General features: G+C 67.6%; 20 protein-coding genes. 7 read left to right on the forward strand and 13 right to left on the reverse strand.

Annotated features, from left to right (window positions below):
• Window positions 1-105 precede the first annotated feature (105 nt).
• Window positions 106-1,563, reverse strand: a complete 1,458-nt coding sequence (gene guaB / locus K3A84_RS02375; RefSeq protein ID WP_225007482.1) for an IMP dehydrogenase — start codon at window positions 1,561-1,563, stop codon at window positions 106-108.
• Between the two features lie 66 nt (window positions 1,564-1,629).
• Complete coding sequence (locus K3A84_RS02380; RefSeq protein WP_225007483.1) at window positions 1,630-3,120, reverse strand: M28 family metallopeptidase; 1,491 nt, start codon at window positions 3,118-3,120, stop codon at window positions 1,630-1,632.
• 238 nt (window positions 3,121-3,358) lie between these two features.
• Here K3A84_RS02380 and ypfJ point away from each other — a divergent pair, with 238 nt between their 5' ends.
• Together ypfJ and K3A84_RS02390 are read left to right on the forward strand one after the other, a co-directional pair.
• Entirely contained in the window at window positions 3,359-4,234 is an 876-nt protein-coding gene (gene ypfJ, locus K3A84_RS02385; RefSeq protein WP_225007484.1) for a KPN_02809 family neutral zinc metallopeptidase, read from the forward strand.
• 55 nt (window positions 4,235-4,289) lie between these two features.
• A complete protein-coding gene (locus tag K3A84_RS02390; protein ID WP_225007486.1) occupies window positions 4,290-4,907 on the forward strand; it encodes a hypothetical protein in 618 nt (205 codons plus the stop codon).
• 9 nt (window positions 4,908-4,916) lie between these two features.
• Here the strand turns inward: K3A84_RS02390 and K3A84_RS02395 are convergent, their stop codons facing one another.
• The 4 genes from K3A84_RS02395 to sdhC all read right to left on the reverse strand — a co-directional run bounded on the left by K3A84_RS02395 (window position 4,917) and on the right by sdhC (window position 8,244).
• Window positions 4,917-5,294 carry a hypothetical protein gene (locus K3A84_RS02395; protein ID WP_225007487.1) on the reverse strand — a complete coding sequence of 126 codons (378 nt, stop codon included), beginning with the start codon at window positions 5,292-5,294 and terminating at the stop codon, window positions 4,917-4,919.
• A gap of 282 nt (window positions 5,295-5,576) precedes the next feature.
• The gene (sdhA, locus tag K3A84_RS02400; protein ID WP_225007488.1) at window positions 5,577-7,391 is read right to left on the reverse strand and encodes a succinate dehydrogenase flavoprotein subunit; all 1,815 of its coding nucleotides are present in this window, start codon (window positions 7,389-7,391) and stop codon (window positions 5,577-5,579) included.
• A gap of 3 nt (window positions 7,392-7,394) precedes the next feature.
• Window positions 7,395-7,778: a succinate dehydrogenase, hydrophobic membrane anchor protein gene (gene sdhD / locus K3A84_RS02405; RefSeq protein ID WP_225007489.1), complete on the reverse strand. Its 384-nt coding sequence runs from the start codon at window positions 7,776-7,778 to the stop codon at window positions 7,395-7,397.
• 40 nt (window positions 7,779-7,818) lie between these two features.
• Window positions 7,819-8,244 (reverse strand): succinate dehydrogenase, cytochrome b556 subunit, encoded by a 426-nt coding sequence (sdhC, locus tag K3A84_RS02410; protein WP_225007491.1) that lies wholly within the window; start codon window positions 8,242-8,244, stop codon window positions 7,819-7,821.
• 155 nt (window positions 8,245-8,399) lie between these two features.
• Here sdhC and K3A84_RS02415 point away from each other — a divergent pair, with 155 nt between their 5' ends.
• The 3 genes from K3A84_RS02415 (at window position 8,400) to K3A84_RS02425 (ending at window position 10,970) form a co-directional block, all read left to right on the forward strand.
• Entirely contained in the window at window positions 8,400-9,137 is a 738-nt protein-coding gene (locus K3A84_RS02415; RefSeq protein ID WP_225007493.1) for an SDR family NAD(P)-dependent oxidoreductase, read from the forward strand.
• Complete coding sequence (locus tag K3A84_RS02420; RefSeq protein WP_225007494.1) at window positions 9,127-10,095, forward strand: 50S ribosomal protein L11 methyltransferase; 969 nt, start codon at window positions 9,127-9,129, stop codon at window positions 10,093-10,095. The genes K3A84_RS02415 and K3A84_RS02420 overlap by 11 nt, the downstream gene beginning before the upstream one ends.
• 65 nt (window positions 10,096-10,160) lie before the next feature.
• On the forward strand, window positions 10,161-10,970 hold the full coding sequence (locus tag K3A84_RS02425; RefSeq protein ID WP_225007495.1) for an enoyl-CoA hydratase/isomerase family protein: 810 nt from the start codon (window positions 10,161-10,163) through the stop codon (window positions 10,968-10,970).
• Window positions 10,971-11,017: 47 nt separating this feature from the next.
• On the opposite strand, the gene K3A84_RS02430 is transcribed toward K3A84_RS02425, so the two are convergent.
• From K3A84_RS02430 to recN, 5 genes are read right to left on the reverse strand one after another with little or no spacing between them, the layout of a single operon-like run.
• On the reverse strand, window positions 11,018-11,512 hold the full coding sequence (locus tag K3A84_RS02430; protein WP_225007496.1) for a CinA family protein: 495 nt from the start codon (window positions 11,510-11,512) through the stop codon (window positions 11,018-11,020).
• A gap of 29 nt (window positions 11,513-11,541) precedes the next feature.
• The gene (locus tag K3A84_RS02435; RefSeq protein WP_225007497.1) at window positions 11,542-12,168 is read right to left on the reverse strand and encodes a LysE family translocator; all 627 of its coding nucleotides are present in this window, start codon (window positions 12,166-12,168) and stop codon (window positions 11,542-11,544) included.
• A 5-nt stretch (window positions 12,169-12,173) separates the two neighbouring features.
• The gene (gene ligA, locus K3A84_RS02440; RefSeq protein ID WP_225007498.1) at window positions 12,174-14,276 is read right to left on the reverse strand and encodes an NAD-dependent DNA ligase LigA; all 2,103 of its coding nucleotides are present in this window, start codon (window positions 14,274-14,276) and stop codon (window positions 12,174-12,176) included.
• Complete coding sequence (locus K3A84_RS02445; RefSeq protein ID WP_225007499.1) at window positions 14,273-14,968, reverse strand: GNAT family N-acetyltransferase; 696 nt, start codon at window positions 14,966-14,968, stop codon at window positions 14,273-14,275. The genes ligA and K3A84_RS02445 overlap by 4 nt, the downstream gene beginning before the upstream one ends.
• A complete protein-coding gene (recN, locus tag K3A84_RS02450; RefSeq protein WP_225008120.1) occupies window positions 14,965-16,629 on the reverse strand; it encodes a DNA repair protein RecN in 1,665 nt (554 codons plus the stop codon). Before recN ends, K3A84_RS02445 begins: the two co-directional genes overlap by 4 nt.
• Before the next feature lie 204 nt (window positions 16,630-16,833).
• On the opposite strand from recN, the gene K3A84_RS02455 reads away from it, so the two are divergent.
• Window positions 16,834-17,712, forward strand: coding sequence for a UDP-2,3-diacylglucosamine diphosphatase (locus tag K3A84_RS02455; RefSeq protein WP_263626116.1), 879 nt, complete (start codon window positions 16,834-16,836; stop codon window positions 17,710-17,712).
• A complete protein-coding gene (locus tag K3A84_RS02460; RefSeq protein ID WP_225007500.1) occupies window positions 17,709-18,776 on the forward strand; it encodes a glycosyltransferase family 4 protein in 1,068 nt (355 codons plus the stop codon). Before K3A84_RS02455 ends, K3A84_RS02460 begins: the two co-directional genes overlap by 4 nt.
• 220 nt (window positions 18,777-18,996) lie before the next feature.
• Here K3A84_RS02460 and K3A84_RS02465 read toward each other — a convergent pair whose 3' ends face one another.
• Together K3A84_RS02465 and K3A84_RS02470 are read right to left on the reverse strand one after the other, a co-directional pair.
• Window positions 18,997-19,806, reverse strand: coding sequence for an outer membrane protein assembly factor BamD (locus K3A84_RS02465; RefSeq protein WP_225007501.1), 810 nt, complete (start codon window positions 19,804-19,806; stop codon window positions 18,997-18,999).
• A gap of 74 nt (window positions 19,807-19,880) precedes the next feature.
• Window positions 19,881-20,327, reverse strand: coding sequence for an RrF2 family transcriptional regulator (locus tag K3A84_RS02470; RefSeq protein WP_225007502.1), 447 nt, complete (start codon window positions 20,325-20,327; stop codon window positions 19,881-19,883).
• Window positions 20,328-20,460: the final 133 nt, after the last annotated feature.

Raw genomic sequence — 20,460 nt, forward strand, 5'->3', positions numbered from 1 at the left:
CGTCCCGCACGCGGGAGGGGTTTGGGGTGGGCTGGGGACCGGCGCAACGGGCGTGGCGGTGCCAACCCCCGGCCCCTCCCGCTTGCGGGAGGGGAGAATGTTGCATCAGCCGACCTTGTAGTTGGGCGCCTCGCGCGTGATCGTCACGTCGTGGACGTGGCTTTCGCGCAGGCCTGCATTGGTGATGCGCACGAACTGGGCCTTGCGGCGCAGATCCTCGATCGTAGCGCTGCCGGTATAGCCCATCGCCGCCTTGATCCCGCCGACGAGCTGGTGGACCACGTCCTTGGCCGGGCCCTTGTACGGCACCTGGCCCTCGATCCCTTCGGGAACCAGCTTCATCTGGTCCTTGATGTCCTGCTGGAAGTAGCGGTCGGCCGAGCCGCGCGCCATCGCGCCGACCGAACCCATGCCGCGATAAGCCTTGTAGGCGCGGCCCTGGTACAGGAACGTCTCGCCCGGCGCTTCCTCGGTGCCGGCCAGCATCGAGCCGACCATGACCACCGATGCGCCCGCCGCCAACGCCTTCGCCGCATCGCCCGACGTGCGCAGACCGCCATCGCCGATCACCGGCACGCCCGCCTTGTCGGCAGCTTCGGCGGCTTCCATGATCGCGGTCAGCTGCGGCACGCCGACACCCGCGACGATGCGCGTGGTGCAGATCGAGCCCGGCCCGATACCCACCTTCACGCCGTCCGCACCCGCATCGCACAGCGCGCGCGCCGCTTCGGCGGTGGCGACGTTACCCGCGATGACCTGCGCCGAGTTCGACAGCTTCTTCACGCGCTCCACCGCGCGGCTGACATCGCGGTTGTGGCCGTGCGCCGTATCGATCACGATCACGTCGCATTCGGCAGCGAGCAGCGCCTCGGTGCGCTCGAAGCCCTTGTCGCCCACGGTGCTCGCAGCCGCCACGCGCAGGCGGCCGGCCTCGTCCTTGGTCGCGTTGGGATACGTGACGGCCTTCTCGATGTCCTTCACCGTGATCAGGCCGACGCAGCGATAGGCGTCATCGACCACCAGCAGCTTTTCGATCCGGCGCTGGTGCAGCAGTCGGCGCGCTTCTTCCTGGCTGACGCCCGCCTGCACCGTGGCAAGGTTCTGGTGCGTCATCAGTTCGCGCACCAGCTGCGCCGGGTTGTCGGCAAAGCGGACGTCGCGGTTGGTCAGGATGCCTGCCAGCTTGCCCGAAGCCTCGACCACCGGAATGCCGCTGATCTTGTTGGCGAGCATGATCGCGCGCGCCTCGCCCAGCGTGGCATCGGGCGAAATCGTGATCGGGTTGACCACCATGCCGCTTTCGAAGCGCTTGACCGCACGGACCGCGGCGCACTGTTCCTCGATCGTCAGGTTGCGATGGAGCACGCCGATGCCGCCCATCTGCGCCATGACGATGGCCATGTCGCCTTCGGTCACGGTGTCCATGGCCGACGAGATGATCGGAATGTTGAGCGCGATGCCACGCGTCAGCCGGGTGCGGGTATCCGCCATAGAAGGCACGATGTCCGACTCGGCGGGACGCAGGAGAACGTCGTCGAACGTAAGGCCGAGAGGGATATCCATGATGCGCGCCACTTCCTGTGCGGGGAGATTCGTGGCGGCCCATGTAATCAAGCCGGGCGCATTCGGCTAGGGGGTATGGCGCACCGTCTTTGCCCCGCCTGGATAACGGCGCACGTCGGCAAAGAACCGCACGAGCTCGGCCTGCATCAACACATCGTCCACCATGCCGCCATATTGCACCTTGCGCGCCTCGTCCGAGGGGCGATGGTAATCCGCGTCCATGAACGCTTCGAGCCGGGCGGCATCGGTGTAGCTGCTGCTGACCATCACCGCCGGCACGTCGTGCTGGCGGAACACCCAGCTGTCCTGCCGCTTCATGTAGGCATTCGCGCCATCCCCCGGCGCCAGCTTGCGCTTCATCATGCGGGCGACTTGGGCAATGCCATCGTCAAGCGGGGTCGCGCCCCTGCCGATCACGCTGACCGCCTGCCCCGCAGGCGCAAGCCCCGTGCTGTCCACGTTGAACACCGCGACGATCCGGTCGAGCGGCAGCGGCGGGTTCTCGGCAAAGGCGAGCGCCCCCAGCAGGCCCAGTTCCTCGCCCGTCGTCGCAAGGAAATAGACGTCGCGGTCAAGCGTGCGCCCGCGCGAGAGCAGGCGCGCGGTTTCGGTCACCACGGCAAGGCCGCTGGCATTGTCGATCGCGCCATTGCAGATCAGATCCTCCGCCGGGGGTTGTGCGCATTGGCCGAAATGATCCCAATGCGCCACCAGCAGCACCGCCCCGGCGGCGGAATTGCGCCCCTCCAGCTTGCCGATCAGGTTGTGCGTGCTGATCCGTGTCTCGCGGCTCGTCGCCTCGAGCGTGCCGGTCACGCCCAGCAGGCGCGCGGCAAAGTCGGCCCCGTCGGCCTCGCGGCGCAGCGCGGCAAGATCGTGCGCGGGCGATCCCGCCAGCGCGCCGGGCGCCGCGCCGCTCGCAAGCAGGCTTTCGGCGAATCCGGGGCTGACGAAGGCCTCGATCTCGTCGCCGAGCCGCTCGCCCGCCAGCGCATAGCCCGCGCGCCTGCGCCGGGCGATCACGTCCTCGATGGTACGCTTGCCATCCAGCACGGTGACCACCGCCGCCGCGCCGCCATCGAGCAACCGCTCCACGCGACCGTCGGCACCGTCTTCCCCGCGCCCGCTGTCGAGCATCAGCGCGATCCGCCCGGCAAGGTCCGTGCGGGGAGGCACGCGGCCCGTGGCGTGGCCGACGAACAGCACCGGCGCGTTCTCGACCAGACTGCGGATGCCCGATGTCACCACCAGCCCGGCGTCTTCGGGCAGGATCAGCCGCTTGCGCCCGCGCGTGAAGCTGGCGCGGAACGATAGCGGCTCGCGCTCGACCAGATCGACCGGCGCGAACCAGCCATGCGCGGGATCGTTGGTGCCCGATTCCATGCCAATGTCGAACCACTGCCGCGCAAGGTAGCGCAGCGTCTTCGTCTCGCCTTCGGTCCCCGGCTCGCGCCCTCCGAAGTCGTCGCTAGCGAGCGTTTCGACGTGCTGGCGCAAGGCCGTCTCGATCTGCGCATCGCGCCTGATCGGGGCCGCCCCGATGGCAAGCGCAGCCATGGCGACAAGGAGCAGCCCGCGCTCCCCCTTCCGTCGCCATGTCCAACGACTCATCGACGCCCCCAAACGCTCTGCCGCACGATCCTGACTGTCAAAACGCCGTCGGCGCCGCAAGTTCCCGATGACGCAGCCAGCATGAACAAATTGTGAGCGCGATCACACGCACGGCTGCGCCCTCTTGCGGAACCAGAAGCCGCGTGCGCATTTTGGAAAGCAGGCCAATAGCAAAGGATGCCCCATGCGGCTCGACGACTACGACGATTCCATCCGCGTCGAGGACCAGCGCGGTCGCGCGGGCGGCCTTGGTGGTGGCGGCGGCCTGCCCTTCGGCCTGCTGGCGCTCGTCGGCAGCCGCTTTGGCATCGGCGGGGTGATCGTGGTGGTCATCGGCCTTGCCCTGTTCGGTGGCCTCGGCAACCTTTTGGGCGGAGGCGGGCAATCGGCATTGCAAAGTCCCGCAGGCGTCGAGGGCGGCAAGACCGTGGCCGAGAGCTGCAGCGTCAACGCCTTCAGCCACGAAAGCTGCAACGCGCTGTCATCGCTCAACAAGACGTGGCAACCGATCATGGCGGGCAGTTTCGCCCCGCCCAAGCTGGTGTTCTATTCCCAATCGGGCCAATCGGGCTGCGGCGCGGCGCAGAGCGCGATGGGGCCGTTCTACTGCCCCAGCGATCAGGGCATCTACATCGACACCGACTTCTACACCGAAATGGACAAGCAGATGGGCGCAGGCGGCGATTTCGCCCGCGATTACGTGATGGCGCACGAATATGGCCACCACATCCAGGCGCTGTCGGGCGTGTCGGAACAGGTTCACCAGGCGCAGCAGCGCAGTCCCTCGCGCGCCAACCAGCTTTCGGTGCGGCTGGAGCTTCAGGCCGATTGCTACGCCGGGGTCTGGGCTGCCGCCAATCGCGATCGGATCGAGCCCGGCGATATGGAGGAGGGCCTGCGCGCCGCCCACCAGATCGGCGATGACACGCTGATGAAGGCCGCCGGCCGCCGCCCGGTCGAGGCCGCCTTTACCCACGGCAGTTCGGCCCAGCGCATGGAATGGCTCAAGAAGGGGCTCGACAGCGGCGATCCCAACGCCTGCGACACCTTCGCGTCGTGATCGCGGAACCCGTGGGCCTCATCTCGCGTAGTGCAGGAAACAGGGGACTCTCCGCATGATCAGCTTCGAATACCGCTGCCCTGCCCTGATTGCCGCAGCGTTGTACGCCATCGCGCCGACGCTGCTTTGCGCACAAACCGTCGTCGCACCCAAGGATGTGACCGCCGAAGACGTCGTGACCAAGCCGCTGGCCGACGTTAACCTCAAGAAGGATGAGATCCCCCCGATCCTGCTCGCAGCGCGCGAAAACGCCTACGCGACCACAGGCCTGCGCACCTGCCCTGCGCTGCAGGAGGAAGTACGCCGCCTCGACGTTGTGCTGGGCGACGACATCGACGTGGCGCAGGACAAGTCGCTGGGCGAAAAGCGCGGCAATGCGGTGGGCAACATCGCCAAGTCGGTGATCGGCTCGCTGATCCCCTTCGGCGGCGTGATTCGAGAGATTTCGGGCGCGAACGAGAACCAGCGCCAGTGGCAGATCGCGATGTATGCAGGTTCGGTGCGCCGCGCCTACCTGAAAGGCATCGGCGCGCAGAAGGGCTGTCGCTATCCGGCACGCGCCGCCACCGCGAACGACCTTGCGCTGATCAAGGCCGCCCGCGCGCGTCAGGACGCGGCAAAAGAGGCCGCCAGGGCCCAATCGCGCGCCAGCGATCCTCCCAAGCGCCGCTGAAGCGCGCGTTCAGTCGCGCGGGTGGCGGAAGTCGCGCTCGACCCGTGCCACCGCCGCATCGAGTTCGGCGAGCACTCGCGCGCGGATATCGCGCGGCATGTTGCGCTCCTGCTCAACCTCGCGCCGTGCCTCGCGGATCGCAGCGAGTGCCTCGCGGTGGCTGTCTTCCACGATGCGCGCGATGTCGCGTTGTTCGACCAGGGGTGGGGCCGGAGGTTCGGGCGGCGCGGGCATGGCCGGGCTTTCGGGCGGTGACGGGGGAGCAGGCGGCGCGGGCGGCTGGGGCCACTCGGCCTGGCCCTGATGCGCCAGGACTCCGGCGACGGGGAACAGGCCCCCCAGCGCCAGCGTCGCCACGATCAGGGCGGGTCGCGTCGGAATGTGCATTGTCGGTCCTTCCGGAAGGTTCCCCCGAACCTGCGCCGACCTTACGCAACGCACGGCCCGCGTCACCGTGCCCTCGACCAACGCGCGGCCCGCGCGGACGAACGGCGTAGGCGACAAGGCCCACCCCCACCCCCTTCCGTCAGCGGGAGGGGAGCGTTCGTCGCCGCACGGTGGCCCGAACACGACGACCCAGCGAACACCACGACTCTGCCACGCCAAAAAACAAGGGGCCGCAAGGCTTGTCGCCTGCGACCCCCGTTCAACCGGCAGCTTGCGCCGTCGTCAGTACACGCGCTTCTTGGGCTTGATGTACTCGACGTCGTCGGTCAGCGTGTATTCGTGGACCGGGCGGTAGTCGATCTTGACCGCGCCGCCCTTGCCGCCCCAGCCTTCGAACCAGGTGGCGGTGTGCTTCATCCACTCGGCATCGTTGCGATCGGGGAAGTCCTCGTGCGCATGGGCGCCACGGCTTTCCTTGCGGTTGTGCGCCGAATGCATGGTCACTGTGGCCTGGCTGATCAGGTTGTCCAGTTCCAGCGTCTCCACAAGATCCGAGTTCCAGATCAGCGAACGGTCCGAAACGTGGATGTCTTCCATCCGCTTGTAGGTCTCGGCCAGCTTCACCTTGCCTTCGGCCATCAGTTCGTCGGTGCGGAACACCGCCGCGTGGGCCGACATCGTGCGCTGCATCTCGGTGCGCACTTCCGCCGTGGGCGAGCCGCCCTTGGCGTTGCGGAAGTGGTCGAGGCGGGTCAGCGCGAGGTCGGCGCTGTCCTTGGGCAGCGAGTTGTGCGCGGTGCCCGGCTTGATCAGTTCCTTCAGGCGCAGGCCGGTCGCACGGCCGAACACCACGAGGTCGATCAGCGAGTTGGAACCGAGGCGGTTGGCGCCATGGACCGAAACGCAGGCCGCTTCACCCACCGCGAACAGGCCGGGGATGATCGTTTCCGGATTGCCGTCCGCGCCGATCGTCACGACTTCGCCGTGATAGTTCGTCGGGATGCCGCCCATGTTGTAATGGACGGTCGGCACCACCGGCAGCGGCTGGCGGGTCAGGTCGACACCGGCAAAGATCTTGCCGCTTTCGGTGATGCCCGGCAGGCGCTCGGCCAGCACCTTCTGGTCGATGTGGTCAAGGTGCAGGAAGATGTGGTCCTTGTGCGGGCCCACGCCGCGACCTTCGCGGATTTCCATCGCCATCGAGCGCGAAACCACGTCGCGGCTGGCCAGGTCCTTCGCCGAAGGAGCATAGCGTTCCATGAAACGCTCGCCTTCGGAATTGGTCAAGTAGCCGCCTTCGCCGCGCGCGCCTTCGGTGATCAGCACGCCCGCGCCGTAGATGCCGGTCGGGTGGAACTGCACGAATTCCATGTCCTGCAGCGGAAGGCCCGCGCGCAGCACCATGCCGCCGCCGTCACCCGTGCAGGTGTGCGCCGACGTGGCCGTGAAGTACGAACGGCCATAGCCGCCCGTCGCCAGCACCACCGCATGGCTGCGGAAGCGATGGATCGAACCGTCGTCCATGCACAGCGCGATCACGCCACGGCATTCGCCGTTTTCCATGATCAGGTCGATGGCGAAGTATTCAATGAAGAAGTCGGCGTCGTACTTCAGGCTCTGCTGATAGAGCGCGTGAAGCATGGCGTGGCCGGTACGGTCGGCCGCAGCGCAGGTGCGCTGCACTGGCGGGCCGTCGCCCATGTTCTGCATGTGGCCGCCGAACGGACGCTGGTAGATCGTGCCTTCGGGGTTGCGGCTGAAAGGCACGCCCGCGTGCTCCAGCTCGTACACCGCGGCAGGTGCCTCACGCACCATGTATTCGATCGCGTCCTGGTCGCCCAGCCAGTCCGACCCCTTGACGGTGTCGTACATGTGCCAGGTCCAGTGGTCCGGGCTGTTATTACCAAGGCTGGCAGCGATGCCGCCCTGCGCCGCAACGGTATGCGAACGTGTCGGGAATACCTTGGTGATGCAGGCGGTGCGCAGGCCGGCCTGGGCCGAACCCATGGTGGCGCGCAGGCCCGAACCGCCGGCCCCCACGACGACCGTGTCGTAGGTGTGGTCGATGATCTTGTAGGCAGGTTGGGTCGAAGTCATGGCTCAGGCGCCCCCGAGAGCGATACGGATAACCGAGATGATGCCGAAGGCGGCAGCGGCGAAGGGCACGATGTTGACCAGTAGCCAGGCAGCGATCTTGCCGCCTTCTTCGTGCACGTAGTCTTCCAGCATGACCTGCACGCCGTGGCGCGCATGGCTGATGGTGTTGATCATGATCAGCACCAGCGCCGTGGTCGGGATGGTCTGCGACATCCACGTGCGGACCGTGACGTAATCGTGCGCGGGCAGCAGCAGCAGGCTGACCAGCAGGTAGGGCACGAGGACGAGATTGCCCACGCCCGTCAGGCGGGCAAGCAACCAGTCGTGCGTGCCCTTGTGGCTGGAACCGAGCCCGCGAACGCGGCCGATTGAGGTACCGTTACCCATGAAACCCCCGAAGGTTGAAGGTGCAGATCGTGCCGGCGCCTCAGCGCAGCAGCACGAAGCCCCAGAACAGGATGGTGGCAAGCACCGAGAACACCAGCGTCAGCGACGACCAGCGGGCGTTGGCTTCCAGCTCGTAACCCGCGCCGATGTCGAGCACGAGGTGGCGGACGCCGCTCGCGGCGTGCTGGAAGAAGGCCCAGGTCAGCCCGACCAGTACCACCTTGCCAAGCAGTGCAGTGACGACGGCAAGCCCGCCGGGAGCGCCGGTCCACACGTAGTCGAGGAACGTCTGATAGGCCTCCGGCCCGCTTGCGATCGCGCCGATCCACCACAGCAAAAGGCCGATGCCTGCGAAGGCAAGGCCGTTGCCGGTGACGCGATGCAGGATCGAAACCAGCATCGCCGGACCCCATCGCCAGATCTGCAGATGCGGAGAAAGCGGCCGGTTGCTGCGCGCCTGCGCCATTTGAACCCCCTCGATAGACCATTGATACGCCGGGCACTGTGCCACGGCCGGGACGCGATTCGTATTAGTCGAAATGTCCGGTCGTGCAACCACGCCAAAAGTGCAAGCTCCAAAGCGTTGTTGCCGCATGGCAAAGCTTGGGCCTAGAGGGGCGCATGACCACCCCGTCCCCTGCCTCTCCCCCTGCCCCGACGGTTCTCGTCACCGGGGCCACGCGCGGCATCGGCGCGGCGATCGCCACCGCGCTCGAAGCGCGCGGCGCCCGCGTGGTGCGCCACGGCAGCCGCGTCGGGCCCGGCGTGATCGGCGCCGATCTGGCGGATCCGCAAGCCCCGCAGGCGCTGTGGCGCGATGCGCTGGGCGCAGCGGGCGGTACGATCGACGTACTCGTCAACAATGCCGGGTTGTTCGCGGCGAACCCGCTCGATGCCTCCGACATCGCCTGGCTCGACGCCTTCGAGGATACCGTGCGCATCAACCTCACCGCCGCTGCGCAATTGTCGCGCTTTGCCGTGCGCCACTGGCAGGAACGCGGGTTTGCCGGGCGCTGCGTCCATGTCGCCAGCCGCGCCGGATATCGCGGCGATTCCCCCGCGCACTGGCACTATGCCGCCGCCAAGGGCGGGATGATTGCCATGCACAAGACCATCGCGCGGGGCTATGCCGCGCAAGGCATCCTCAGCTTCGCGATCACCCCGGGCTTTACCGACACCGCCATGGCGGGCAATTATCTCGCCAGTCGCGGCGGGGCAGGACTGCTGGCCGACATTCCGCTCGGGCGCGTCGCCACTCCGGATGAAATTGCCACCATCGCCACATTCTGCGCGCTCGATGCCCCGCCCAGCATGACCGGCACCACCATCGATGCCAATGGAGCCAGCTATGTCCGCTGATCGAAGCTGGAAAATCACCGTATTCGCCCCGCGTGACGTGGTGCAGGCTGCCCTCATCACACACGAGGATGCGTTCGATTGGGATGCCGACATCGTCATCGCCGGCAGCGAAATCGCCGAGGACAAGCCCGAAGACTGGCAACTCGAAGCCTGGCTCGGCCGTGAGCCCACGTCCGGCGACAAGGCCGCCATCGCCGCGCTGTTCGGCCACACGAAGGTCGATCTCTTGGTCGAACTCCTGCCCGACGAAGACTGGGTTACGCTTAGCCAGCAGGGGGTCGAACCGATCCGCGAGGGCGCCTTCTACGTCCATACCCCCGAATATGCAGATATCGTCGAGCCGGGCGTCCGCAATTTCCTGATCCCGGCCAGCCAGGCCTTCGGCACGGGGCAACACGCCACGACGGCGGGGTGCCTTGCCATGCTCACGCACATGAAGCGGCAGGGCGTGGTGATCCGCAACCTCGCCGACATCGGCACTGGCACCGGCCTGCTTGCCTTTGCCGCGATGCACCTGTGGCCGCGTGCCCGCGCCGTGGCGAGCGACATCGACGCCGTGTGCGGCCCCGTGGTGGCGGACAATGCCGATGCCAACGGCGTCACGCTGGGCGATGGGGCGGGCAAGCTCGCGATGGTGATCGCCTCGGGCATGGACCATCCGCTACTCGCGGCCGCCGCGCCCTATGACCTGCTGATCGCCAACATCCTCGCCGGGCCGCTGGTCGAACTGGCCCCCGATTTCGCCGATGCCGTCGCGCCGGGCGGCAGCGTGTTGCTGGCGGGCCTGCTCGAAGCGCAGGAACCCGCCGTGCGCGCTGCCTATCGCAAGGCGGGCCTGCGCCTCGCTGCGCGCATGGTCCGGGGCGACTGGTCGATCCTGTGGCTCCGCCGCCGTAACGGTGCGCGCGTGCGCTCCACCCGCGTCGGCGCGCTGCCCGAATGGTCGAAGCACTGGTAGAGAACGGCTTGCCGTGGCCCCTCGGCTCGTTTATCCACCTGACTTAATCAACCGATTAAGAAGGGATGAGGCAAGCGATGGGCTACAACACGATCCTGATCGAAAAGCGCGGGGATGCCGACTGGCTGACGCTCAATCGCCCCGACGCGCTCAACTCGATCTCGTCGGAAATGGTGGGCGAACTCAACGACTATTTCGGCAAGCTCTACCATGATCGCACGGTGCGCGTGGTGGTGATGCGCGGCGCAGGGCGCGGCTTCTGCGCGGGGCTCGACATCAAGCAGCGCAGTGAAGGCCGCGACGAGATCCCGTTCGGCGGCGGCTTCGGCTTCCAAGGCTGGCTGGCCGATGTCTACATCAAGATGCGCCGCTGCCCGCAGCCGATCATCTCGCTCCTCCACGGCCCCGCGTGCGGCGGCGGCTTCGCCTTCGCGCTTGCTTCGGACGTGCGCATCGCGGGCGAAAGCGCGAAGATGAACGCGGCCTTCATCAAGCTCGGCCTGTCGTCGTGCGACATGGGCGTCAGCTATTTCCTGCCGCGCATCGTCGGCGCCGGGATCGCCTCGGAACTGATGCTGACGGGCCGTTTCATCCACGCCCCGCGCGCGCTGGCGGTCGGCCTCGTCTCCGAAGTCGTGCCGGACGACCAGCTCGAAGCCTGCGGCCAGGGTTGGGTAGACGACATGCTCGCCGCTTCGCCGATGGGGCTGCGCATGACCAAGGAAGGCATCAACGTCTCGGTCGACGGGTCCAGCCTCGAACACGTCATGGCCCTGGAAAACCGCAACCAGCTGATGACCGCGGGCAGCAAGAACTTCGCCGAGGGGATGCAGGCCTTCCTCGAAAAGCGGAAGCCCAACTACGTACCCGAATGACGTTCTGGTGCGGCACCTGACCGCGCCAGAACGTTACCTAACGACACCTAGAGCGTCATGAGCGTGTCCCGGAGCAGCGTCAGCGCTGCTTCGGCGAACACCTGCATGTTGGCGAGCCGGTCCTCGCTCCCAGTGGTCACCAGAACCGAAGTGGCGATCCCACCCGGTCCCACCAGACCGATCGCGCTGGTGCCCGAAGCCACCCCCAGCGGGTGCTTGCCCGGCCCCGCCGCGCCGGTTTCGGCGAGCCCCCAGTCGGCATCGAACCGATCGCGGATCAGTTCGGCCTGCCGCAGCGCATAAGGCTCCGTTGCCGAACGAAATTGCCGCAAGCTTCCCGGTTCGTGCCCCAGCAGGATGCGTCGTCCTTTCAGCGTGTAGACGATCCCGGCCCCCGCGAAATAGGCTGACGCACCGGGCATCGCGAGCAGGCCCGCCGAAATCAGCCCACCCGTCGCGCCATCGACCACCGCGATCTTTTCGCCGCGCACCTTGAGCAGCGCGCCGCCTTGCGCGCCAAGCGCGGCCAGATCTTCCAGCATTCCTATCCCCTTGTCGTTTCAGCGCCTTATCAGGCGCGTGAACCGAGCATGGCAAGGCCGAACGCAACGAAAATCGCGGCAGTCACGCGATTGAACGCGGTCTTCAGCGCAGGCCGCGTCAGCGCGGCGGCGATCGAGCGGCCCCCCAGCGCATAGACGAAGTACCACGAGATCTCGATCACGCCGAAGGTCGCCACCATGATCCCGAACTGCGGGGCCTGCGGGCGCGCGGCGTCGATGAACTGCGGCAGGAAGGCGGCGGCGAACAGCAGCGCCTTGGGGTTGGAGATGCCGATCGCGAAGGCGGTGCGGAACACCTTGCCCGCCGACAGCACCGGCGCGATCTCCCTTTCGCCCACATCGACCGGCGCGTCGTCGCTGACCCACGCCTTGTACCCCAGCCAGATCAGGTAGCCCGCGCCGAGCAGACGCAAGGCGGTGAAAACGCCCGGAATCGCCACCAGCAGCGCGGTCAGCCCCAGCGCCGAAGCGGTCAGCAGGCTGAGCACCGCAATGAAGCACCCCGCCATCGCCAGCATCGCGCGCGCCAGTCCCAGTTCGACGCTGCGCGCCATCACATGGAGCATGTTCGGCCCCGGCGAGGCCGAGACGAAGAAGACGGTGACCACGAACAGCCACCAGGTGTGCAATGCCATCGCGCTTACCTGTCCAAACCTTGTCCTGCTGCGCGGACGATCTCCGCCCAGGCCGCCTCGTCTATCACTTCGATGCCGAGTTCGGCCGCCTTTTTCAGCTTCGATCCCGCGCCCGGCCCGGCAACGATCAGGTCGGTCTTGGCCGAAACCGAGCCCGCCGAACGCGCGCCCAGCGATTCGGCCTGCGCCTTGGCCTCGTCGCGGCTCATCGTTTCGAGCTTTCCGGTGAACACCACGATCTTGCCCGCGACCGCGCTGGCGCGGGTTTCCACGATGTAGTCGGGCGGGCTGACTTCGGAGAGGAGATCGTCCCACACTGCGATGTTGTGCGGTTCGTGGAAGAAGTCGCCCAGCGCCTCGACCACCACGGGGCCGACGCCATCGATCGAGAGCAGGTCGGTAACGGCATCGCTACCGGCTTCTGCCTCCCCTGCCCGCGCCGTCTCAGCGGCTTCGCGCAAGGCGGGAAGCGTGACGAAGCGCTTCATCAGGTCGCGCGCGGTCACCGCGCCGACGTGGCGGATGCCGAGCCCGAACAGCAGGCGGGCGGCATCGGGCGAACGCTTCGCCTCGATCGCTGCCAACAGGTTGTCCACAGACTTGTCCTTCCAGCCCTCGCGCCCGACGATATCGCTGCGGCGTTTGCGCAGGCGGAAGATGTCGGCGGGGCTTTCCAGCCAGCCGAGGCCGAAGAACTCGACGATGGTCTTCTCGCCCAGCCCCTCGATATCGAGCGCGCCCCGACTGACGAAGTGCTTAAGCCGCTCCACCCGCTGCGCCGGGCAGATCAGGCCCGCGGTGCAGCGCACGTCGACTTCACCCTCTTCGGCCACGGCTTCGGACTGGCATTCGGGGCAGTGGTCGGGGAAGGCGTAGGCTTCGCGCACGTCGTCGCGCGTCAGGTTCTCGACCACTTGCGGGATCACGTCGCCCGCGCGCTGGAGCACCACCCGATCGCCGACGCGCAGGCCCAGTCGACCGATCTCGTCGCGGTTGTGCAAGGTTACGTTGGTGACGGTTACGCCGCCTACCAGCACCGGCTTCAACCGCCCCACCGGGGTCAGCTTGCCGGTACGCCCCACCTGGATATCGATGGCTTCCAGCGTGGTTTCGGCCTGCTCGGCGGGGAATTTGTGCGCCATGCCCCAGCGCGGCGCCTTGGCCACGAAGCCAAGCCGCTCCTGCCAATCGAGCCGATCGACCTTGTAGACCACGCCGTCGATATCATAGGGCAGATCGGCCCGCCGGTGCTGGATGGCGCGATAATGCGCGACCATTTCGGCGCTGGTGGCACAGCGTACCAGCAGCGGCGAGACCGGCACGCCCCACGCGGCAATCTTGCGCATCATCTCGAACTGGGTGGCGGCAGGCACTTCGCTCGCCGCGCCCCAGCCATGCGCGAGGAAGCGCAAAGGCCGCGCGGCGGTGACGCTTGCATCCTTCTGGCGCAGCGATCCGGCGGCGGCGTTGCGCGGGTTGGCAAAGACCTTGTCCCCCGCGTCTGCCTGCCGTTCGTTGAGGCTAAGGAAATCGGCCTTGGCCATGTAGACTTCGCCGCGGATCTCGAAGACGGCGGGAATGTCGAACAGCCCCTCGCCCTTCAGCTCCTGCGGAATGTCGGCGATATGCGCGACGTTGGCGGTCACGTCCTCGCCCACTTGCCCGTCGCCGCGCGTGGCGGCGCGGACCAGTCGCCCGTTCTCGTAGCGCAGCGAGCAGGACAGGCCGTCGATCTTGTCCTCGGCGGTCATCGCCACCTCGGCCTCGGTGGACAGGTTGAGGAAGCGGCGGACGCGGGCGACGAATTCCTCGACCTCCTCGTCGGAGAAGGCGTTGTCGAGGCTCATCATGCGAACCTCGTGGCGCACCTTGCTGAGCGGCGAGGCGGCAACTTCATACCCGACCTGCGCGCTCGGGGAATCGGGCCGGATCAGGTGCGGGAACGCGGCTTCCAGCTCGGCATTGCGGCGCACGAGCGCATCGTACTCGGCGTCCGAAATCTCGGGCGCATCCTCGGCATGATAGAGCCGGTTGTGCTTGGCGATGGCCCGCGCGAGCCGCATCAGCTCGTTGGCGGCATCGGCTTCGGTGGTTCCATCGGCGCTCATTCGGCCTTTCCAAGGATCGTGGCCACCATGGCGCGCCGGGCGCGGAAGCCGAGGGTTTCGTAGAGGCGGATGGCGCTGGCGTTGCCCGCGTAGCTGTGGAGGAACGGCACGTCGCCGCGCGCGCACTGGCCCGCCATGACGCGGCGGATCAGGCGGGCGGCAAGGCCCCGGCCGCGGTATTCGGGCCAGGTACAGACGCCGCTGACTTCGGCGAGGCCCGTGGCCGGGCGCATCCGTTCGCCCGCCATCGCGGCGAGCCTGCCGTCGATGCGAATGCCGAAGAACTGGCCGTAGCGCCATGTCGACGGCCCCCAAGGGCCGGGCTCGGTGGCGAGCGCGAGTGCGGTCATTTCGGGCACGTCGGCTTCGCCCAGCGCCACGATGTCCGTATCGTCCGCGCCAGCGGGCGCGGGGCCATCGGCGATCATCTGCAACAGCGGCGCGCTGCGGATCAGGCGCATTCCGGGCGGTGGCGTGATCTCGTGCGGTTCGACCAGCCAGACTTCGCCGCCCCCGGCCACCAGCGCGGCGAGATCGGCGTCATGGCCGGGTTCGGCCCCGGCGAAGGGACCATAGGCGGGATCGACGCGGCGCAGGTTGCCCTGTCCCACGTTCAAGGCGGCCTGCGGACCGCCCAGCGCGTTCCACATCGGGCGGTCCAGCGCCGATTCCAGCGGATGCTCGGTATTCATGCCTGCTCCAGCAATCGGTCTGCCTGCGCGCGCGCTTCGGCGGTGATTTCCGCGCCCGAGAGCATCCGCGCGATTTCCTCCTGCCGTCCGCCCGCGTCGAGCAGCGTGACCGACGTGCGCGTGACGGTGCCTTCCGAGGACTTGGCGATCAGGTAGTGCGCATTGCCCCGCGCGGCGACCTGCGGGCTGTGCGTGACGGCCAGCAGCTGGCCGCCCGAGGCGAGGCGCGCGAGGCGTTCGCCGATGGCGCTGGCGACCGCGCCGCCCACGCCGCGGTCGATCTCGTCGAAGATGATCGTGGCCGCGCCGCCCTCTTCGGCCAGCGCGACTTTCAGCGCGAGGATGAAGCGCGACAGCTCGCCGCCGCTGGCGATCTTGGCCAGCGGGGCAAAGTCCGCGCCGGGGTTGGTCGAGATGAGGAATTCGACCGCATCGACGCCCAGCGCGCTCCAGCGATCTTCGGGCAGGCGCACGACGGCGGTGTGGAACTTCGCGGCATCGAGCTTGAGCGGCGCAAGTTCGGCCGCGACCGCCTTGTCGAGCCGGCGCGCTGCCTCGGCGCGGGCGACCGAAAGCGCTTCGGCCTTGGCGCGGTAATCCAGCCCGGCTTCCTGCGCGGCACGTTGCAGCGAGGCGATCTGCGCGCCGCCGCCTTCGATGGCTTCGAGCGTTTCGCGCATCACCCGCATCTTTTCGGGCAGGTCGTCCACCGCGCAATGGTGCTTGCGCGCAGCAGCGCGCAAATCGAACAGGCGCGTCTCGATGCGGTCGAGCAGCGCGGGATCGTGCGCCAACGCCTCGGCGGCGGCGGCGAGCTTGTCCTCGGCTTCGCCCGCCTCGATCACCGCGCGGTCGAGCGCATCGAGCGCTTCGGCCAGCAGCGGGTGTTCGTGCGCGATGCGATCGAGCCGCCGCGATGCGCCGCGCAAGCTGGCAAGCGCGGAGTCCGATCCGGTCCACAAGTGCTGCAGGTGGATGAGATCACCCGACAGCCGCTCGCCCTTCTGCATCGAGGCACGCTGTTCGGCCAGCCCCTCCTCCTCGCCCTCGACCGGCTCGAGCGCGGCGAGTTCGGCGAGGTGCGCCAGTAGCAGGTCCTGTTCGGCAGCGGCCTGTTCGACGCGGGCGGTCGCTTCGGCCAGCGCGGTTTCGGCGGCGCGCCACTTGTCCCACGCGGCGCTGACGGCGGCGACATCGGCGCGGGCGTAGCGATCGAGCAGGGTGCGGTGGCCGCGCGCGTTGACGAGGCCGCGATCGTCGTGCTGGCCGTGCAGTTCGACCAGGCCGCGCGCCATCTCGCGCAGCAGGGCAACGCCGACGGGCTGGTCGTTGACGAAGGCCTTGCTGCCCCCATCGGCGCGCACGCGGCGGCGCACGATCAGCGGCTCGCCGGGTTCGACATCGACTTCGGCTTCGGCCAGCGCGGCGCGGATCGCTTCGGGCAGGGCGGCGAATTCGAACGTGGCGGTAACGAGCGCCTGCTCTTCGCCCGCACGAACGAGGCCGCTGTCGGCGCGATCGCCCAGGATCAGGCCGAGCGAATCCAGCAGAATCGACTTGCCCGCCCCGGTTTCGCCGGTGAGCACGCCGAGCCCGCGCGGGAACGACAGGTCCAGCGCCTCGATCAGCACGACATTGCGGATGGAAAGCCCGGTCAGCATCTGGAGACGGGTCTTAGCGCGGGGATTTTCCCGCGTCACCCTCTGTTCTTGGCTTGTTCGCCCGCAAATGGCCATATTGCAGCTGCGTGACAGGGTGCCATGCGAACGAAATGTGAATGTGACAGGAGATTCGGGCAGGATCACCAACGAGGAGGCATCGCCGTGCCGACCTACCCCAAGGCCCCCGCCAGCGCCCGCAAGGGTCTGCCCAGCGTTACCGAACTCGCCACGTCGATTCCGGCCTGGCTCGAACATCCCGAACCGGTCAGCTTCCGCCCCAAGCGCAAGGTGCGCACGGTGTGGATCTCGGACCTGCACCTCGGCACGCGGGGCTGCAATGCGCCGATGCTGCTCGATTTCCTCAGCCAGATCGAATGCGAGACGCTCTATCTGGTGGGCGATATCGTCGATGGCTGGCGGCTGTCGAAGGGCTGGTACTGGCCCGACGCGCACAACGAAGTGGTCCGCCGCGTGCTCAAGATGGCGCATCGCGGCACGCGCGTGGTGCTGATCGCGGGCAACCATGACGAAATGCTGCGCCCCTATGCGGGGATGAGCTTCGGCGGGGTGGAACTGGCGCTCGACACGATCCACGAGACCGCCGACGGACGCCGGCTGCTGGTGACGCATGGCGACGGGTTCGATGGCGTGGTGCTCTATGCCCGCTGGCTCGCGTTCCTGGGCGACAAGGCCTACGAAGTGCTGCTGCGCTCGAACCGCTGGGTCAACGCGGTGCGGCGGCAGTTCAAGCTGCCCTACTGGTCGCTGTCGGCCTACATGAAGAAGCGCGTGAAGAACGCGGTGCAGTTCGTCTGCGACTTCGAGGAAGCCGTGGCCCACGCCGCGCGGGACCTCGGCGTCGATGGCGTGGTCTGCGGGCACATCCACTGCGCCGAGATCCGCGAGATCGGCGGCGTGACCTATTACAACGATGGCGACTGGGTCGAAAGCTGCACCGCGCTGGTGGAAGACTTCTGCGGCGCAATGAGCATCGTCGACTGGGCGGAGGAAACGCGCAAGGGCCACGCCGCCCGCGCCGCCGCGGCCGCTCCCATCCGCGCCACCGAGAAGGAACCGGCATGAGGATCGCGATCTGCACCGACGCCTGGCACCCGCAAGTCAACGGCGTCGTCCGCACGTTGGCCACCACGGTCGACCGGCTGATCCAGCGCGGGCATGAAGTGGAGCTGGTGACGCCGAGCCAGTTCTTCACGCTGCCCCTGCCCGGCTACAGCGAGATCCGCCTCGCCATGGCGCCGCGCTTCGGCACGCGCCGGACGCTGGGCGATTTCGCGCCCGACATCGTCCACATCGCCACCGAAGGCCCGATTGGCTGGAGCGCGCGCGGTTGGTGCAAGGCCAACCGGGTGCCGTTCACCTCGGCTTTCCACACGCGCTTTCCCGATTACGCGGCCGTGCGGACCGGGATCGACGCGGCGCACTTCTGGCCGCTGATGCGCCGCTTCCACGCTGCGAGCCATGCGGTGCTGGTCTCCACCCCCACGCTCGCCGCCGAGCTGGCGCAGCAGGGTATCGGCCATGCACAGCTGTGGTCGCGCGGGATCGACGGCACGCTGTTTCATCCGCAGCATGCGCCGCTGGACGACTACGCCGACCTGCCGCGCCCGATCATGCTGAACGTCGGCCGCGTCGCGGTGGAAAAGAACCTGACCGCGTTCCTCGATGCGAACGTGGAAGGCACGAAGGTCGTGGTCGGCGACGGACCGGATCTTGCCGTGCTGCGCGCGCGCTATCCCCACGTGAAGTTCCTCGGTGCTCTCTCGGGCGAGCGACTGGCGCGGGCCTATGCCGGTGCGGACGTGTTCGTGTTCCCCAGCAGGACTGACACGTTCGGCCTCGTCATGATCGAGGCGCTGGCCTGCGGCGTGCCGGTGGCCGCCTATCCGGTGCCTGGCCCGCTCGATATAGTCGGCGCGGGCGGCCATGGTCCGGCAGGCGACCTGCCAATGCGCGTCGGCGCGCTGCACGAGGATCTGGGCCGCGCCATTTCCGAGGCATTGCGCTGCGACCGCATGGGCGCGGCGGTGTATGGTGCCAGCTACAACTGGGACCGCGCGACCGACCAGTTCCTCGCCGCGCTGACCGCTGCCGCCACGAAGCAGGTGCGCGAACCCATCGCGGCCTGATCCGCAATCCCTCGCCCGTCCCATCCCCCTACGCGGGCGGGCATACTGAAAAGGGGTCGCGCCTTGCTGGCACGGCCCCTTTCCTTTGTCGGTTCAGCGAGCATCGTGACTGCGAGCGCAGCGAAGCAATCCACCCTCGTCACAGAGGCCACACCGGATCGCTCCGCCCTGCTTGCGCGGGGCTCGCAATGATGAACAATTCAGGGGACAGACGCCCCGATCAGGACGCGGTCGTGCCGGGGGCCTTATCGTTCATCAGCTTGAACGCCTTCTGGTACCACTCGGTGCCGGGATAGTTGCTGCCCAGCACGGCGGCGGCCTTCTGCGCTTCTTCCGGCACGCCCAGCGCGAGGTAGCTTTCCACGAGGCGATAGAGCGCTTCGGGGGTGTGGCTGGTCGGCTGATACTTGTCGACCACGGTGCGGAAGCGCAGCGTACTCGCCAGCCACTTGCCGCTGCGCTCATAGAAACGGCCGATCTCCATTTCCTTGCCCGCGAGGTGATCGTTGACGAGGTCGATCTTCAGGCGCGCGTCGGTGGCATACTGCGTGCCTGGATAACGGCGGACCACTTCGTTCAGCGCAGTCAGCGACTGCTGGGTGATCTTCTGGTCGCGCGTCACGTCGCTGATCTGCTCGTAATAGCACAGCGCGATCAGGTAATAGGCGTAAGGCGCGTCCTTGTTGCCGGGGTGAATCGAGAGGAAGCGCTGCGCAGACTGCACCGCTTTGGCGTAATCCCGGCCGGCGTAATAGCTGAACGCGCTCATCAACTGGGCGCGGCGCGCCCAGGGCGAATAGGGGTGCTGGCGTTCGACTTCATCGAACAGCGCGGCGGCCTGCTTCGGGTTGTTGCGATCGAGCCGGTCCTTGGCGGCGGCGTAAAGCGTGTCCACGTCGCGCGCGACATAGGCCACGTCCTTCTTCGCCTTGGCCCCGCCCGCGCACCCCGCGGTAAGGCCGATGGCGGCGGTGGCGGCGGCGAGGACGGCGAGCCGCACAGGGGTGCGGAGCGAAGCAGCAAGGGTCATGGGGCAGCGCTATAACCAGCCCCCCGATGAACGCCAAGTGAAGTTAATCGGGGCTGGGGAAATCTCGCGCCGGATCAGGCGAAAGCGTCGGCTTCGGTGAACGGTGGTTCGAGCGGAATGGCATCGGCCAGGGTCACGCGGTCCAGCATGGCGGCCATTTCATCGCGCAATTGCAGCATCAGCCCGCGCAACCGGCATTCGGCTTCGGGCAGGCAGTTGGCGCAGGTTTCGTGCGCGTTGCGGCTGGCGCAAGGCACCAGCGCAAGACTGCCGCGCGTCAGGCGGATGATGTCGCCATAGCGGACGTCGACCGGCGGCAGCGCCAGTTCATAGCCGCCATCGCGCCCGCGCAGCGAGATGACAATGCCTTCGCGCGCCATTTCCGACAGGATCACGGTGAGGAACTTGCGCGGAATGTTCTGCGCTTCTGCGATGGCGTCCAGCCGAACCGGCCCCTGCCCGAATGTGTCGGCGAGGTGTTGCAGCGCGCGGATGGTGTATCGCGTCTTCTGCGAAAGCATGGAGCGAATTTGGCCTTTCGGCGGTAAAAGTCAACGGCGCCGGTAGATTTATCCTGTGGGCGGGCGTCACGCTTGCCCACCCCACCGCGCTTGCCTCTCCCCTCCCGCAAGCGGGAGGGGTTGGGGGTGGGCC

Origin of the sequence: Novosphingobium percolationis (assembly GCF_020179425.1) — a bacterium.
Lineage (GTDB): Bacteria > Pseudomonadota > Alphaproteobacteria > Sphingomonadales > Sphingomonadaceae > Novosphingobium > Novosphingobium percolationis.

Bases quoted from the DNA above. Each gene is read 5' to 3' on its own strand.
- ligA (WP_225007498.1), bottom strand. From the start codon at position 14,276: ATGAGCGCCGATGGAACCACCGAAGCCGATGCCGCCAACGAGCTGATG.
- K3A84_RS02380 (WP_225007483.1), bottom strand. From the start codon at position 3,120: ATGGCTGCGCTTGCCATCGGGGCGGCCCCGATCAGGCGCGATGCGCAG.
- K3A84_RS02395 (WP_225007487.1), bottom strand. From the start codon at position 5,294: ATGCACATTCCGACGCGACCCGCCCTGATCGTGGCGACGCTGGCGCTG.
- sdhC (WP_225007491.1), bottom strand. From the start codon at position 8,244: ATGGCGCAGGCGCGCAGCAACCGGCCGCTTTCTCCGCATCTGCAGATC.
- K3A84_RS02390 (WP_225007486.1), top strand. From the start codon at position 4,290: ATGATCAGCTTCGAATACCGCTGCCCTGCCCTGATTGCCGCAGCGTTG.
- K3A84_RS02420 (WP_225007494.1), top strand. From the start codon at position 9,127: ATGTCCGCTGATCGAAGCTGGAAAATCACCGTATTCGCCCCGCGTGAC.
- K3A84_RS02425 (WP_225007495.1), top strand. From the start codon at position 10,161: ATGAGGCAAGCGATGGGCTACAACACGATCCTGATCGAAAAGCGCGGG.
- recN (WP_225008120.1), bottom strand. From the start codon at position 16,629: ATGCTGACCGGGCTTTCCATCCGCAATGTCGTGCTGATCGAGGCGCTG.
- ypfJ (WP_225007484.1), top strand. From the start codon at position 3,359: ATGCGGCTCGACGACTACGACGATTCCATCCGCGTCGAGGACCAGCGC.
- K3A84_RS02415 (WP_225007493.1), top strand. From the start codon at position 8,400: ATGACCACCCCGTCCCCTGCCTCTCCCCCTGCCCCGACGGTTCTCGTC.
- sdhD (WP_225007489.1), bottom strand. From the start codon at position 7,778: ATGGGTAACGGTACCTCAATCGGCCGCGTTCGCGGGCTCGGTTCCAGC.
- K3A84_RS02430 (WP_225007496.1), bottom strand. From the start codon at position 11,512: ATGCTGGAAGATCTGGCCGCGCTTGGCGCGCAAGGCGGCGCGCTGCTC.
- K3A84_RS02460 (WP_225007500.1), top strand. From the start codon at position 17,709: ATGAGGATCGCGATCTGCACCGACGCCTGGCACCCGCAAGTCAACGGC.
- K3A84_RS02435 (WP_225007497.1), bottom strand. From the start codon at position 12,168: ATGGCATTGCACACCTGGTGGCTGTTCGTGGTCACCGTCTTCTTCGTC.
- guaB (WP_225007482.1), bottom strand. From the start codon at position 1,563: ATGGATATCCCTCTCGGCCTTACGTTCGACGACGTTCTCCTGCGTCCC.
- K3A84_RS02445 (WP_225007499.1), bottom strand. From the start codon at position 14,968: ATGAATACCGAGCATCCGCTGGAATCGGCGCTGGACCGCCCGATGTGG.
- K3A84_RS02465 (WP_225007501.1), bottom strand. From the start codon at position 19,806: ATGACCCTTGCTGCTTCGCTCCGCACCCCTGTGCGGCTCGCCGTCCTC.
- sdhA (WP_225007488.1), bottom strand. From the start codon at position 7,391: ATGACTTCGACCCAACCTGCCTACAAGATCATCGACCACACCTACGAC.
- K3A84_RS02470 (WP_225007502.1), bottom strand. From the start codon at position 20,327: ATGCTTTCGCAGAAGACGCGATACACCATCCGCGCGCTGCAACACCTC.